16 protein-coding genes are annotated in these 14,351 nt (G+C 69.0%); 6 read left to right on the top strand and 10 right to left on the bottom strand.

The genetic code is table 11. The annotated features are described in order from the left end of the window. Positions 1–117: 117 nt before the first annotated feature. Both mnmG and ACVOK1_RS07905 read right to left on the bottom strand, forming a co-directional pair. A complete protein-coding gene (gene mnmG, locus ACVOK1_RS07910; protein WP_108770378.1) occupies positions 118–2,007 on the bottom strand; it encodes a tRNA uridine-5-carboxymethylaminomethyl(34) synthesis enzyme MnmG in 1,890 nt (629 codons plus the stop codon). A gap of 622 nt (positions 2,008–2,629) precedes the next feature. Next, positions 2,630–3,151 (bottom strand): hypothetical protein, encoded by a 522-nt coding sequence (locus ACVOK1_RS07905; RefSeq protein ID WP_481561688.1) that lies wholly within the window; start codon positions 3,149–3,151, stop codon positions 2,630–2,632. A gap of 158 nt (positions 3,152–3,309) precedes the next feature. Here ACVOK1_RS07905 and ACVOK1_RS07900 point away from each other — a divergent pair, with 158 nt between their 5' ends. Beyond that, a complete protein-coding gene (locus tag ACVOK1_RS07900; RefSeq protein WP_481561687.1) occupies positions 3,310–4,272 on the top strand; it encodes a pyridoxal-phosphate dependent enzyme in 963 nt (320 codons plus the stop codon). Beyond that, positions 4,257–4,901 carry a YdcF family protein gene (locus tag ACVOK1_RS07895; RefSeq protein WP_165835659.1) on the top strand — a complete coding sequence of 215 codons (645 nt, stop codon included), beginning with the start codon at positions 4,257–4,259 and terminating at the stop codon, positions 4,899–4,901. The genes ACVOK1_RS07900 and ACVOK1_RS07895 overlap by 16 nt, the downstream gene beginning before the upstream one ends. 23 nt (positions 4,902–4,924) lie before the next feature. On the opposite strand, the gene bioC is transcribed toward ACVOK1_RS07895, so the two are convergent. The 5 genes from bioC to bioB all read right to left on the bottom strand — a co-directional run bounded on the left by bioC (position 4,925) and on the right by bioB (position 9,776). Next, the gene (gene bioC / locus ACVOK1_RS07890) at positions 4,925–5,809 is read right to left on the bottom strand and encodes a malonyl-ACP O-methyltransferase BioC (RefSeq protein WP_150453803.1); all 885 of its coding nucleotides are present in this window, start codon (positions 5,807–5,809) and stop codon (positions 4,925–4,927) included. A 12-nt stretch (positions 5,810–5,821) separates the two neighbouring features. Next, complete coding sequence (locus ACVOK1_RS07885) at positions 5,822–6,601, bottom strand: SDR family oxidoreductase (protein ID WP_481561686.1); 780 nt, start codon at positions 6,599–6,601, stop codon at positions 5,822–5,824. A 29-nt stretch (positions 6,602–6,630) separates the two neighbouring features. Further along, the gene (gene bioH / locus ACVOK1_RS07880) at positions 6,631–7,410 is read right to left on the bottom strand and encodes a pimeloyl-ACP methyl ester esterase BioH (RefSeq protein WP_164072820.1); all 780 of its coding nucleotides are present in this window, start codon (positions 7,408–7,410) and stop codon (positions 6,631–6,633) included. A gap of 19 nt (positions 7,411–7,429) precedes the next feature. After that, complete coding sequence (bioF, locus tag ACVOK1_RS07875; protein ID WP_164072819.1) at positions 7,430–8,653, bottom strand: 8-amino-7-oxononanoate synthase; 1,224 nt, start codon at positions 8,651–8,653, stop codon at positions 7,430–7,432. 79 nt (positions 8,654–8,732) lie between these two features. After that, complete coding sequence (bioB, locus tag ACVOK1_RS07870; RefSeq protein ID WP_481561685.1) at positions 8,733–9,776, bottom strand: biotin synthase BioB; 1,044 nt, start codon at positions 9,774–9,776, stop codon at positions 8,733–8,735. A 145-nt stretch (positions 9,777–9,921) separates the two neighbouring features. Between bioB and ACVOK1_RS07865 the strand changes: the two genes are divergently transcribed. Continuing rightward, positions 9,922–10,467 carry a CbrC family protein gene (locus ACVOK1_RS07865; RefSeq protein ID WP_481561684.1) on the top strand — a complete coding sequence of 182 codons (546 nt, stop codon included), beginning with the start codon at positions 9,922–9,924 and terminating at the stop codon, positions 10,465–10,467. Between the two features lie 9 nt (positions 10,468–10,476). Continuing rightward, on the top strand, positions 10,477–10,827 hold the full coding sequence (locus ACVOK1_RS07860) for a hypothetical protein (protein ID WP_481561683.1): 351 nt from the start codon (positions 10,477–10,479) through the stop codon (positions 10,825–10,827). Positions 10,828–10,857: 30 nt separating this feature from the next. Here ACVOK1_RS07860 and ACVOK1_RS07855 read toward each other — a convergent pair whose 3' ends face one another. Then, entirely contained in the window at positions 10,858–11,607 is a 750-nt protein-coding gene (locus ACVOK1_RS07855; RefSeq protein ID WP_481561682.1) for an SDR family NAD(P)-dependent oxidoreductase, read from the bottom strand. A gap of 126 nt (positions 11,608–11,733) precedes the next feature. Here ACVOK1_RS07855 and ACVOK1_RS07850 point away from each other — a divergent pair, with 126 nt between their 5' ends. Further along, complete coding sequence (locus ACVOK1_RS07850; protein ID WP_481561681.1) at positions 11,734–12,645, top strand: LysR family transcriptional regulator; 912 nt, start codon at positions 11,734–11,736, stop codon at positions 12,643–12,645. Here ACVOK1_RS07850 and ACVOK1_RS07845 read toward each other — a convergent pair. Both ACVOK1_RS07845 and ACVOK1_RS07840 read right to left on the bottom strand, forming a co-directional pair. Next, positions 12,642–13,274 carry a DNA-3-methyladenine glycosylase gene (locus ACVOK1_RS07845; RefSeq protein ID WP_481561680.1) on the bottom strand — a complete coding sequence of 211 codons (633 nt, stop codon included), beginning with the start codon at positions 13,272–13,274 and terminating at the stop codon, positions 12,642–12,644. The two genes, ACVOK1_RS07850 and ACVOK1_RS07845, sit on opposite strands and share 4 nt — an antisense overlap. Positions 13,275–13,282: 8 nt before the next feature. After that, positions 13,283–13,441 carry a hypothetical protein gene (locus ACVOK1_RS07840; protein WP_481561679.1) on the bottom strand — a complete coding sequence of 53 codons (159 nt, stop codon included), beginning with the start codon at positions 13,439–13,441 and terminating at the stop codon, positions 13,283–13,285. Positions 13,442–13,600: 159 nt separating this feature from the next. Between ACVOK1_RS07840 and ACVOK1_RS07835 the strand changes: the two genes are divergently transcribed. After that, entirely contained in the window at positions 13,601–14,287 is a 687-nt protein-coding gene (locus ACVOK1_RS07835; protein WP_481561678.1) for a ComF family protein, read from the top strand. Positions 14,288–14,351 lie beyond the last annotated feature (64 nt).

The following is a 14,351-nucleotide window of genomic DNA, read 5'->3' as shown; positions in this document are numbered from 1 at the left end:
GGCCAACCTCCTCTTTCTCAGCGCGCCCTGCCGCGCTGCCCGGGGCGACCCGCGCGGGGGTGGCGCCGCCCGCGCCCCGCCGGGGGGGGTCGCCCCGCCCGCTACCGATGATGCGCGTTACGCCACGCGGCCGCGGCGGGCGCGTTCCAGGTGCACCAGCAGCAGCGAGATCGCGGCCGGGGTCATGCCGGGAATGCGCTGTGCCTGGCCGATGGTCTGCGGGCGCACGCGTTCCAGCTTCTGCAGCACTTCGGCCGACAACCCACGCACGCCGGCGTAGTCGAAGCCTTCGGCGATCGGCGTCGCTTCGTGGCGCTGCTGGCGTTCGATCTCGTCGCGCTGGCGGTCCAGGTAGCCGGCGTACTTCACGCCGATCTCGACCTGCTCGGCCACCTTGCCATCGGCCACGGCCGGGCCCAGCGACGGCACCTGCATCAGCTGCGCGTAGTCCAGTTCCGGGCGCTTGATCAGGTCCAGCACGTTGGTTTCGCGGCTGACCGCCACGCCCAGGGTTTCCTGTACCTCGCGGCCCAGCGCATTGGCCGGGGTCGCCCACAGTGCACCCAAGCGCGCGCGCTCGGCGGCCACCGCGGCCTGCTTGGTCTCGAAGGCGCTCCAGCGGCGGTCATCGACCAGGCCCATCTCGCGGCCGGCCGGGGTCAGGCGCTGGTCGGCGTTGTCCTCGCGCAGCTGCAGGCGGTACTCGGCGCGGCTGGTGAACATGCGGTACGGCTCGTTGGTGCCGTGGGTGATCAGGTCATCCACCAGCACGCCCAGGTACGCTTCGTCGCGCCGCGGGCACCAGCCGTCCAGCCCGCGCACCTGGCGCGCGGCGTTGAGGCCGGCCAGCAGGCCCTGTGCGGCGGCTTCTTCATAGCCGGTGGTGCCGTTGATCTGGCCGGCGAAGAACAGGCCGTTGACCAGCTTGGTTTCCAGCGAAGCCTTCAGCCCGCGCGGATCGAAGAAGTCGTACTCGATGGCGTAGCCGGGGCGGGTGATGTGCGCGTTCTGGAAGCCGCGGATGCTGCGCACCATCTCCAGCTGCACGTCGAACGGCAGCGAGGTGGAGATGCCGTTGGGGTAGATCTCGACGATGCCCAGGCCCTCAGGCTCGACGAAGATCTGGTGGCTGGCCTTCTCGGCGAAGCGCACCACCTTGTCCTCGATGGACGGGCAGTAGCGCGGGCCGATGCCCTCGATCTGGCCGCTGTACAGCGGTGAACGGTGCAGGGCGTCGCGGATGATCTGGTGGGTCTGTTCGGTGGTGTGGGTGATCCAGCAGCTGACCTGCTGCGGATGCTCGTCCACCGAGCCGAGGAAGGACATCACCGGGCGCGGCGTGTCGCCGGGCTGCTCGTCCATCACGCTGTAATCCAGCGAGCGGCCATCGATGCGCGGCGGCGTGCCGGTCTTCAGGCGGTCGACCTGGAACGGACGCTCGCGCAGGCGCGCGGCCAGCGTGGTGGCCGGCGGGTCGCCCATGCGGCCGGCGGCGTACTGGGTCGGGCCGACGTGGATCTTGCCGGCCAGGAAAGTGCCGGCGGTCAGCACCACGGCCTCGGCGTCGAAGCGCAGGCCGGTCTGGGTGATGACCCCGCGCACGGCGTCGCCTTCGATGACCAGGTCATCGACGGCGGCCTGGAACACGGTCAGGTTGGCCTGGCCTTCGACGATGGCACGGATCGCCATGCGGTACAGGTTGCGGTCGGCCTGGCAGCGGGTCGCGCGCACGGCCGGGCCCTTGGAGGCGTTGAGCGTGCGCCACTGGATGCCGGCGCGGTCGGCGGCATGCGCCATCGCACCGCCGAGGGCATCGATTTCCTTGACCAGGTGGCCCTTGCCGATGCCGCCGATGGCCGGGTTGCAGCTCATCGCGCCCACGGTTTCGATGTTGTGGGTCAGCAGCAGGGTGCGCACGCCGGTACGGGCCGCGGCCAGCGCGGCCTCGGTGCCGGCGTGGCCACCGCCGATGACGATGACGTCGTAACGATGGAAGGACTGGGTCATGGGGGCAGGTCAACAAGGGACGGGCGCGGCCGGGGCGGCGCCGGGGTGGCGATTTTAGCGCCATTCTGAGGGGGGCGACGGGCCCGGATCGGGGCCGGGATGAAATCCGCCCTAAAGTTGGCAGGATTTTTGCAGATAACCCAATAGCACCCATCGTGGCTGGCGCCGTAGGCGCCGTTGACCGGAATTGGAACAGGGGCCGGTACAGGCGCACGGTGGGGAAGCGGGGGGCCGGCAGTCGGGGGACTGTCCGGCCCTGTTTTTTTGCAGGTTTACCTGTTTTTTTGCAGGTTTACCGGCAGGGGCCCTATCCACGCATGGCGTGGATCTACTGGAGCCGGCCAGGTTTGGCGACCCCCCAAAACAAACGGCCCCGCATCGCGGGGCCGTCTGCTTTCAGAGGTGCCGACATCCGACAGGGCCGGAACAGGGGGGATCCAGATGTTCCTGTCGGATATCGACGTAGAGCTGTTTGGGACGGGCCCTTAACGTTTTTGTCACTTTGTGACGCGGGCCGTCACCACCCGCGTAGAGTGCGGCCTGAACCGCGTGAAATGCAAGATGGTTCAGAGCCCAACTGTGCGCTGCGTCGCACGTTTCATGTTTCGCCGCAGGCAACGGTTCATCGTTCCAGGTTTCGCCACGGCGAACCGTTCGACTTCGGCGAACGCGGTGCCGGTGCCGGACGTGCCTGCGGCGGCGCGGACGGACGAGCCTGGGGCGCAGACGGACGTGCCTGCGGCGGACCCGACGGGCGGCCGGCCTGCGGCGGGCGACGCATCGAGTCCATGTTCCGCCACGGCGACCCACCGTTGTTCTGGCGCGGCGGCGGCGGCGGACGGTTCTCACCCCCGTTGCCCGGACGCGGCGGCGGCGGCGGCCGGTGGTTGTGCGGCGGCCGGTAGACCGGGCGCGAGTAATACGGGTTGCCGTAATAGCCGTAGCCGTAACCGCCGCCATAGCCGCCGTACCCACCGTAGTAGGGGTAGCCATAGGTGGACGGGTAGCCATACGGATAGCGGTACTCCGTCGACGGGGCACCGTGGTAGTAACTGCCACCGCTGCCACCGCCGACATAGTCGTAGGTGGAACAGCCGGTGAGGGCCAGCAACAGGCCACCGGCAAGCAACAGGCGCGTTTTCATGTGGGTCCCCCCAAGGACGGGTGTAGGGCCAGCTTCAGGCGTGGGCATTGAATCGCCCCTTAATTGTGCCGGCCCAGGATGAATGGCGATGAAGGCCTGCATGCTGGCATGGCCGGGTGCGTGGCCGCCAGCGTCGGGGCATACGTTAATCTTGCGTCATGAGCGATTCACTGTTGCCCCGCGCCGAAGATGTCCTGGCCGCCGCCGCGCGGATCGTGCCGCATGCCCATGTCACGCCGGTCCTGCGCTCGCACGCGCTGGATGCGCTGGCCGGGGCGCAGCTGGCCTTCAAGGCCGAGCATCTGCAGCGCGGCGGGGCGTTCAAGTTCCGTGGTGCCTGCAATGCGGTGTGGTCGCTGGACGCCGGGCGCGCCGCGGCCGGTGTGGTCACCCATTCCTCGGGCAACCACGGTGCGGCGCTGGCCCTGGCCGCCCGCACCCGCGGCATACCCTGTCATGTGGTGGTGCCCGAAGGGGCGGTGGCCGCCAAGCTGGCCAACATCGCACGCCATGGCGCCACCCTCTGGCGTTGCCCGCCCACCATCGCCGACCGCGAGGCCACCTGCGCGCAGGTGCAGGCCGATACCGGCGCGACCCTGGTGCATCCCTATGCCGACCCGGGGGTGATGGCCGGGCAAGGCACGGCGGCGCTGGAGCTGCTGCACAGCGATGGCCCGTTCGATGTTCTGGTGGTGCCGGTGGGCGGCGGTGGCCTGGCCAGCGGTACTGCGCTGGCCCTGCAGCACGCCAGCCCGCAGACCCGCCTGGTACTGGCCGAACCGGCCGGCGCCGACGACACCGCGCGTTCGCTGGCTGCCGGCCAGCGCGTGACCGGTTTCACCCCGGACACCTTCTGCGATGGCCTGCGCACGCTGGTCGGCGCGCCGAATTTCCAGCTGCTGCAGGCAGCGGGCGCCGAGGTGATCGTGGTGGACGATGACGCCACCCGTGCGGCGATGCGCCTGCTGTGGGAGGTGCTGAAGCAGGTGGTGGAGCCGTCCTCGGCCATCGTGCTGGCGGCGGTGCTGGCCCAGCCGGCGCGGTTTGCGGGCCAGCGCGTGGGCCTGGTGCTGTCCGGCGGCAACGTCGATCTGCCAGCGCTGCGCTGGGAGGTGGCGTGAGCCGCGGCCGTCATCGACCCCGCACCGGCCTGCTGGGCTGGCTGTGGCGCCTGTTCGTACTGGTGCTGGTGTGGCTGCTGGGCGTGACCGCCTGGATCGTCTGGGTGGGTGAGCGCGACCAGGCCGCCAAGGCCGATGCGATCATCGTGCTGGGCGCGGCGGCCTACGATGCCAAGCCGTCGCCGGTGTTCGAAGAACGCATCCGCCACGGCCTCGACCTGTACCAGGCCGGCTATGCACCGCTGCTGATCTTCACCGGTGGCTACGGTGGCGCGGGCGCGCGTTTTTCCGAATCGCAGGTGGCACGGCGCTATGCGCTGAAGCACGGCGTGCCGGATGACGCGATCCTGATCGAGACCGCCTCACGCAACACCGTGCAGAACCTGGTGGAAGCCAAGCGGCTGATGGAGCAGCGCAAGCTGCACACGGTCATCATCGTCAGCGACCCGCTGCACATGGCACGCGCGCTGCGCCTGAGCCAGGCGCTGGGCATCGAGGCGCTGGCCTCGTCAACGCCAAGCACGCGCTTCCGCAGCTTCCACACCAGCTGGCGTTTCCTGGTGCAGGAAATCTATTTCTTCCACCGCGACCTGGTGCGTCCGCCGCTGAGTTCGCCGGCGAATACCTGATCGCCATGCCCGGCGGCTTTCGATCAGGGCTGCTTGCGGCGGATCGGGATGGCCGACACCGGCACCGAGGCGATGTCATGCCCGCCTTCGCGGATTGGCGCGCCCGGGTCCGGCGCCCAGGCGTGAGCGTAGATCACTTCCCAGCTGCTGGGCAGCTTGCCGTCGGCACGGCGCATCGGTTCGTACGCTGCAGCAGCGGCGGCAAAACGACCGCGGCCGGTCAGCGTGTGGCGGCGGTCCACCCGTGCATTGGTCGCGCCCATCGCGCGCAGCTCGCGCATCAGCGCCGGCAGGTCGTCGTAGGTCAGGGTGAACAGGTCGCGGTCCAGCACCGGATCGCGGAAGCCGGCCATCATCAACGCATCGCCGAACTGGGCGATCTGCGCGAAGCGGCTGACATGCGGGCGGTCATCGGCGGCGGCGAATGCTTCGTTGAGCTCGACCAGCGTCTCCGGGCCGAAGGTGGAGCACAGCAGCAGGCCACCGGGCTTGAGCACGCGACGGAAACCGGCGAACACCGCTGGCAGGTCGTCCAGCCACTGCAGGCACAGGTTGCTGAAGATCACATCGACGCTGTTGTCAGCCAGCGGCAGCGCGGCGGCATCACCGCACAGGCGCTGGAACGGCTTCCACCAGCCGGCCTGGCGCTTGGCCTGGTCCAGCATCGGCAGGGCCACGTCCATCGCGATCACCTGCGCCTTCGGCCAGCGCTTCTTCATCAGCGCGCTGGCGTGGCCGGTGCCCGCACCGATGTCCAGCACCACCTCGGGCTTGCGCGCTTCCAGGTAGTCCAGCGATTCGATCAGCCGCGACTGCACCTCGCGCTGCAGGGCAGCGGCGGCGTCATAGCTGTTGGCGGCGCGGGCGAACGCGCGGCGGACGTGGCGGGCATCGAAGTGGGACGGCATTGCGGAAGTCTCTTAGAACGTACCGGGGTAGGCGCCGCCGTCGATCAGCAGGTTCTGCCCGGTGAGGTAACCGGCCTGTGCACTGCACAGGAAGGCGCAGGCGGCGCCGAATTCGTCCGGCGTACCGAAGCGGCCGGCGGGGATCTGCTGGCGGCGGCGGTCGGCCACCGCCTGCACGTCGCCGTCCTGGCCCGCAGCGTGGGCGAAGTTGGCGCGCAGGCGTTCGGTGTCGAACTGGCCGGGCAGCAGGTTGTTGATCGTGACGTTGTGGCCGACCGTGCGCCGCGCCAGCCCGGCGACGAAGCCGGTGAGGCCGCTGCGCGCGCCGTTGGACAGCGCCAGCGTGTCGATCGGCGCCTTCACCGAGGATGAGGTGATGTTGACGATGCGGCCGAAGCCGCGCGCGATCATCGCGTCCACCGTGGCGCGGATCAGCGCGATCGGGGCCAGCATGTTGGCATCCAGCGCGGCGATCCAGTCATCACGCTCGAAGGTGCGGAAGTCGCCCGGCGGCGGACCACCGGCGTTGGTCACCAGGATGTCGACCTGCGGGCAGGCAGCCAGTGCCTGGGTACGGCCGGCCTCGGTGGTGACGTCGGCGGCGACCGTGCGCACTTCGGCGGCACCGGGCAGGGCGCGCAGTTCCTCAGCGGCGGCCTGCAGGGCGGTTTCGCCACGGGCCACGATCACCACGTTCACGCCTTCGGCCACGAGGGCGCGCGCGCAGCCGAGGCCGAGACCCTTGCTTGCGCCGCAGACCAGTGCCCAGCGGCCGGAAATACCGAGATCCATGCGTCAACCCTGCCGAATGCGGAAAGTGCTCATTGTCCGCCATCGGCCGGTGACAGGCCGGCAACGAAGTGTTGCAGGGCAGCGGCCACCTCGTCGGCGTGGCCGAGGAAGGGCGCATGGCCGCCGTGGGCGACGGTCAGCGCCTGCGCGCCCGGGGCCAGCGCCGCGGCGGCCTGCATCGCGGCCGGCGATACCAGTCGGTCGCGCTGGCCGGCGATCCACAGGCTGGGCCTGCCCAGCGTGGGCAGGGCGCCACGCAGGTCGGTGCCTTCCAGCAGGCGCAGGCCTTCCAGCAGGGCGCGCTCGCTGGGGGCGCCGCGCTCGACCAGGCGCTGGCGCAGGGTGCGCAGCTCCTCGCGGGCATGCGCCGAACCCATCACGTCCAACGCCAGGAAGCGCTCCAGGGTGCCGCCGAAGTCCGTGGCCAGGTCACGCCCGAACTGCTCGAAAACCGCCGGTTCCACCGCGTGGGGCCAGTCCTCGCCGCGCACGAAACGCGGCGTGGCGGCGATCATCACCAGCCCGCGCACCTTCGGCAGGGTGGCCGCCGCATGCAGGGCGAACAGCCCGCCCAGCGACCAGCCGCACCACACCGCCGGCGGCGTGGCCGCGGCAATCGCGTTGACCACGTGCGGCAGGCGCAGCGGCGTGCTGTCGTCGCGGCTGTGGCCATGGCCCGGAAGGTCGACCAGATGCAGGGTGAAACGGTCGGCCAGGCGCTGCACCAGCGGCGCGAACACGCCGCCCTGCAGGGCCCAGCCGTGGATCAGAACCAGGTCCGGCCCGTGGCCGGTGACGTCGATATGCATGGGGTACGGCGCGTGCGGGTCAGGCCAGCGCAGGCAGGGCAGGCGGCAGCGCTTCGCTCGGTCCGGCAGCGACGCGGTCGCGCGCCTGGGCGATGGCTTCGACCAGCTCGCGGACCTGTTCCGGCGTATGCAGTGCCGACAGGGTGACGCGCAGCCGCGCCTTGCCTTCGGGCACCGTCGGCGGACGGATCGCACCAACCAGCCAGCCGGCCTGCTCCAGCGCCTGCGACATCGCCACGGCGGTGTGGTCATCGCCACACAGCAGCGGCTGGATCGGGGTTTCCGAGGCCATCAGGTCCAGGCCATGGCGGCGCGCCTCACCGCGGAACAGGGCGATCAGGTCGGCCAGCTTGGCCCGGCGCCAATGGTCGCGGCGGGCCAGGCGCACCGCTTCCAGGGCCGAGGCGGCCAGGGCCGGCGGCAGGGCGGTGGTGTAGATGTAGGGGCGTGCGGTTTCGGAAAGGTGCTCGACCAGGTCTTCGCGACCCAGCACCAGCGCGCCGGCACTGCCCAGCGCCTTGCCCAGGGTGACCAACTGCAGCGGCACGTCGTCCACGCCCAGGCCGGCGGTGGCGACGGCACCACGGCCATCGCCGAGCACGCCCACGCCATGCGCGTCGTCCACGTAGAACAGCGCTTGCTGAAGGCGCGCGACCAGCGACAGCGCACGCAGCGGTGCGACATCGCCGTCCATGCTGAAGACACCATCGGTGGCCAGCATCGCCGCACCTTCGGGCGCGTGCTTGAGCTGGCGCATGGCGCCTTCCGGATCCAAGTGCGGGTAGCGGCGCAGGCGCGCACCGGCCAGCCGCGTGGCATCGAGCAGGCTGGCGTGGTTGAGCTTGTCCTGCACGCAGACGTCGTTCTCTTCGCTCAGCAGCGCCTGCTGCACCGCAAGGTTGGCGGCGAAGCCACTGCCGAACAGCAGGGCGCGCGGGTAACCGAGCCAGTCGGCCACTTCGCGTTCCAGCGCGTCGTGCAGCGCGTGGTGGCCACAGACCAGATGCGAGGCACCGGCACCGGTGCCATCGCGTGCGGCCGCATCCTGCAGTGCGTTGACCACGCTGAACTGCTGGGCCAGGCCGAGGTAGTCGTTGCTGCAGAACCCGGTCAACCAGCGCCCGTCAATTTCCAGGCGCACGCCATCACGACGGGTGACCGTGCGCCGCGGGCGGCGACGGCCTTGTGCATCGCGCAACGCGCGCTGGGCTTGGAGGCGGGCGGTCAGGTCGGGGCGGGCCATGCTGGCTTCAGGCGACGACGGGGCGGCTAGGGTAGCGCGTTGCCGCCACGCCTGCTCGACGCCCTGATCACGCGGCATGTCACGCGGCGTGGGCGCAGCCACAGTCGGGGCCATCGGCGCTGATATCGGCGTGCACGGTACCGCCGTGGTCGTGGCCATCGGCGTCCACCTGCACGGGCATCGGCTGCAGGCCCAGGCGCGCGAACAGGGCCAGGTCGCGCTCGCTTTCCGGGTTGCCGGTGGTCAGCAGCTTCTCGCCGTAGAAAATCGAGTTGGCACCGGCCAGGAAGCACAGCGCCTGCAACTCATCGCTCATGGCTTCGCGACCGGCCGACAGCCGCACCATCGAATGCGGCATCGCGATGCGTGCCACCGCGATCATCCGCACGAACTCGAACGGGTCCAGTTCCGCGCTGCCATGCAGCGGCGTACCGGCCACCTGCACCAGCTTGTTGATCGGCACCGAATCGGGATGGGCCGGCAGCGTGGCCAGCGCCAGCAGCAGGCCGATGCGCTGCGCACGCGTCTCGCCCATGCCGACGATGCCGCCGCAGCAGGTCTTCAGCCCGGCATCGCGCACGTGGCCCAGCGTATCCAGGCGGTCCTGGTACTGGCGCGTGTGGATGATCGAATCGTAGTAGTCCGGCGCGGTATCGAGATTGTGGTTGTAGTAGTCCAGGCCGGCGTCCTTCAACGCGCGCGCCTGGTCGCCACTGAGCATGCCGAGGGTGGCGCAGGTTTCCAGGCCGAGCGCCTTCACGCCGGCGATCATCGCAGCGACCTTCGGAATGTCGCGGTCCTTCGGCGAACGCCATGCCGCACCCATGCAGAAGCGCGACGCACCGGCGGCCCTGGCCTGGCGTGCCTTGGCCAGCACGGCATCGGTATCCATCAGTTTCTGCGCGCTCACGCCCGTGGTGTAGCGCTGCGCCTGTGGGCAATACGCGCAGTCTTCCGGGCAGCCACCGGTCTTCACCGACAGCAGCGTGGACACCTGCACCTGGGCCGGATCGAAATGCGCGCGATGCACGCTGGCGGCGCGGAACAGCAGTTCGGGCAGGGGCAGGTCGAACAGCGCCTGCAGTTCATCGTGCTGCCAGTCGTGGCGGATGGCAGGAGCCATGGCGGGACCTTGGTAGGGCGTGGAGCGAGGGCGGCAGTGTGGGTGGCCTGGCGAGGACTGTCAACTAAATATTGCGTGCGATGGTTTACAGTATATTTGGCCCTGACCGCGCCGCTACACTGGGCCGCCCAGCAAAGGAACTGCCATGGATCTGCCGCGCTTCACCTACCACCCCGATCCGATCGCCACCGGCAGCGTGGTGGCTGCCGACACGCCGTGCGTGTGCTGCGGGCAGTCGCGTGGCTACGTCTACACCGGGCCGGTCTATGCCGAAGAAGAGTACGGGCACGAAATCTGCCCGTGGTGCATCGCCGATGGCTCCGCGCACGAGCGACTGGGCGTCATCTTCAGTGATGAGGAAGGCGTCGGTGGTGGCGGCGAGTGGGATGAAGTCGATGAGGAGATCATCGACGTGATCGCGCAGCGTACGCCCGGCTTCAACGGCTGGCAGCAGGAACAGTGGTGGACCCATTGCGGCGATGCCGCGCAGTTCATCGGCCGCGCCGGTCGCGCCGAACTGGAAGCGCACGGTGAGCAGGCAGTGGCGGCGATCCAGGACAGCACCGGGCTGGACGACGGGCCGCAGTGGCAGCATTTCCTTGCTGCGTTGGACAAGGACGGTTCACCGACGGCCTACCTGTTCCGTTGCAGGCACTGTGGCGTGGTGGGTGGTTACCAGGATTGCGACTGACACGTACTGATGCAGCCATCTGACACCCGCACAGGACGCTGGAAGCCAATCTCCCGCGAAGAGCTCGATGCGTTGGTTGCCGCCCAGCTCGCCCGCTGCACGCCTGAGCAGCAGGCCGCCTTCGCCGCGCAGCGCGTGGCGTTCCATACGATGCCACTGCATCGCCTGGGTGAAGCGGAGCCGGTCTGGGTCATCGCCCATCTCGCTGACGGGTGGCTCTACTACGAGGATGTGGAAGAGGGATTCGAGGTGGGTGTCCCCGGCGAAGACGGTGCGTTGCCGGAGCGAGCCTGCAACCAGTACGAGCTGACGCACATCCTGTATCAGCAAGCGCATGCCGGCCTGGGCCGGCAGCGCTGATTCAAACCCGATCGCAGTGGCCGACCGGTATCACACCTGGGCCATGCCGCCATCGACGAAGAACTCGATGCCGTTGACGAAGCTGGCTGCATCCGAGGCCAGGAAGGCCACGACATTGGCCACTTCCTGCGGCTCGCCGAGGCGGGCCAGCGGCACCTGCGCGGCGAGATGATCGAACAGGCCCTGACGGGCTTCGTCGGGCACCAGGTCGCCCAGGCCGGGGGTGCGGATCGGGCCGGGGCTGACCACGTACACCCGGATGCGGCGCTCCTTCAGGTCCAGCGCCCACGAGCGGGCAAAGTTGCGCACCGCGGCCTTGCTGGCGCTGTATACGCTGAAGTTGGCCGTGCCCTGGATCGAGACCGTCGAGCCGGTGAGGATGACCGAAGCGCCATCAACCAGCAGCGGCAGCGCCTTCTGCACGGTGAACAGAACGCCGCGCACGTTGGTGGCGAAGATGCGGTCGAAGTGTTCTTCGGTGATGGCACCCAGCGGCAGCATGTCGCCGCCACCGGCGTTGGCGAACAGGATGTCCAGGCGGCCGGCCTGGCGGGCGATCTGTGCGTAGACCGCATCGAGGTCGCTGGGCTGTGCGGCATCGGCGCGGATGCCGGTGGCCTGCGCGCCGATGGCGGCGACGGCGGCGTCCAGTTCCGGCTGGCGGCGGCCGGTGATGAAGACCTTGGCGCCCAAGTTGGCCAGATGCTGGGCAGTGGCCAGGCCGATGCCGGTGGTGCCGCCGGTGACGAGGGCGATCTTGCCGTTGAAATCAGTGCTCATGGTGTTCGCCTGTAAGGGCTGCCGGGGGAGGGGTGGCAGCGGGTGGGAGAATGATGGGCGGCCGCGCGGTTGCGATAAATCCTGCGCAATGACAATGACTGTGCATGTGTGTGCATAATCGGCGGCATGAACCAGCTCACTGCCATCCGTGCCTTTGCCCGCGTCGTCGAGGCCGGCAGCTTCACCCGCGCCGCTGATTCGCTGGACATGCCGACCACCTCGCTGAGCAAGCTGGTGCGCGAACTGGAAACCCACCTGGGCGTACGCCTGCTGCAGCGGACCACGCGCCGCGTGGCGGTCACTGCCGAAGGCCAGGCGTACTACGAGAAGGCCGGCCGCCTGCTGCGCGACCTCGAGGATGTCGACGCCTCGTTCAGCGCCGCACGCGGTGCACCGCGCGGGCTGCTGCGCGTGGACATCGGTGGCTCCACCGCACGCGATGTGCTCATTCCGGTGCTGCCCGATTTCATGGCGCGCTACCCGGACATCCGCATCGAACTGGGTGTGTCCGACCGATCCGTGAACCTGATCAGCGAGAACGTGGACTGCGTGATCCGCGGCGGCGCGCTGGATGATTCCACGCTGGTGGCCCGTCACCTGGGCGATGCGCACCTGGTCACCTGCGCCAGCCCGCGTTACCTCAAGGCGCATGGCATCCCTGCGTACCCCGAGGAGCTGCGCAACGGCCACCGGCTGGTCAGCTACCTGTTGCCTTCGAATGGCCGCGCGGTGCCGTTCCGGTTTCGTGGCGAAGACGGTGCGTTCGAGATCAAGGCCGAGCACCGCATCGGCATCAACGAAAGCAATGCCCATCTGGCCGCCGCCGTTGCAGGCATGGGCCTGGTGCAGACCTTCAGCTATGCGGCGGGCGCTGCGCTGCGCAGCAAGGCGCTGGTGGAAGTGCTGCAGCCATGGCGACCGGCACCGTACCCGTTCCACGTGGTGTACCCGAACAACCGGCATGTGACGCCGCGGCTACGGGTGTTCATCGATTGGCTGGGGCAGGTGCTGCCGCCGGTGCTGGCGGGCGAGCGCTAACGTGTGCGTGGCCGGACAGACACATGCGGATGGTCCGGCACATGCCAGCGCCAAGGGAAATCCACCGCGCGACTGATGCCGATGCGTGGCCCCACCACCGGCGATGGCGGTGGCGACGTGCCATCACAGACAATGACGAGACCACGATCGGCCGTGACCAGGTCAGCGCCATCCAGATCGCGTGTAATGCCGAACGCCTGGGACAACTTGCCAGGGCCGCTTGCAAGATCGCGCTCGCGCTTGGCCGCAGGTCGCGCCGCCTGCATGGCACCCACGCCGGACACCGGCTCGGCCGCTCTGAGCAGCACGCCCACGCCTTCGCCCACCTCGCCACAGACCGCGTTGCTGCCCCAGTGCATACCGTAGGTGAAATAGACATATAGATGGCCCGCCTCACCAAACATGGTGGCATTGCGTGCCGTCTGGCCACGATAGGAGTGCGCGGCGGGATCCTCACTGCCTGCGTAAGCCTCAACCTCAACGATGCGGGCGGCGCGACCATCGTCACGCACGATCAGCTTGTTAAGCAGCTGCGGTGCGACGGCGGTGGGGTGCCGGCGATAGAAGTCGCGGGGCAGCACTTTCCAGCCGTCAGGCAGCCAATCGCGAGCGGTAGGTTCGAGGCGCACGGAGTCGATCAGGGCTTGGCCTGCTCCTGCTGCATCTTCTGTGCCTCCTTCTGCAACCCGGCGTCGTGGGTTTCGCCCTGTTTGACGTACCACAGCAGGCTGGGCAGGGCCATCGCCAGCAGGCCGACGACCAGCACGATGACGACGATTCGGGTCCGCTTGTTCATGTAGAGTCCGAAGAGGCGATACAGATGGGGCACGCTAGCAGCGGGAATGTGCAGCGGCCGTGTCGAAGCCTTTCCCGGTACCCGGACAAGCCGCACCCTGACTGCAGCATAGGCTGACGCCCGATTCCATCGCGAAATGGCCGCACGCAGACTTGTTGAATGCTGAAAACGCTGTCTCTGCGCACTTTCGCGTCGGCATTGCGCGCACTGCTGCCGCTGCGCTGCCTGGTCTGCGATGACCCCGGCCACGATGGCCTGGACCTATGCGCCGCCTGCCTGGCCGATATGCCCTGGTCCGGCCGTGCCTGCCTGCGCTGTGCTCTGCCGTTGCCCGACAGCGCGCTGCCGGTCTGCGGCACCTGCCGCGAGGAGCCGCCGCCGCAGGCTGCCACCCATGCCAGCCTGCTGTACCTGCCGCCGGTGGACCAGCTGCTGGTGCGCTACAAGTTCCATCAGGACCTGGCGGCGGGTCGCCTGCTTGCGCAGCTGATGCAGCGCAGGCCGCCATCGTGGGCCTGCCCGCCGCTGGTGGCGGTGCCATTGCATCCGCGTCGGTTGCGCCAGCGCGGCTATGACCAGGCGGGGGAGCTGTGCCGCTTGCTGCGCCAGCCGGTGTGGCGCGGCCTGTACCGGCGCCGGCATACGGCACCGCAGTCGGAGCGCAGTGCCGAACAGCGCCGCAAGAATCTGTTCGATGCTTTCGATGTGCGCGGTGCGGTGCCACCGCGCCTGACCGTGGTGGACGATGTGATGACCACCGGCAGCACGGTGCTGGAAGTGGCGGAAACGCTGCGGTTGGTGGGCGCGCAGGAGGTGCGGGTGTGGGTCTGCGCGCGGGTACCGTGAGCGCTGTCACCTGCTGCGAATGTACCTGGGCTAACGTATGGGATCTGCGCTGAATCGCGATGTT

The organism is Stenotrophomonas sp. STEN087 (genome assembly GCF_056759115.1).
Note: the sequence above shows the minus strand (reverse complement) of the source record. Positions and strands in the feature narration are given on the sequence as shown.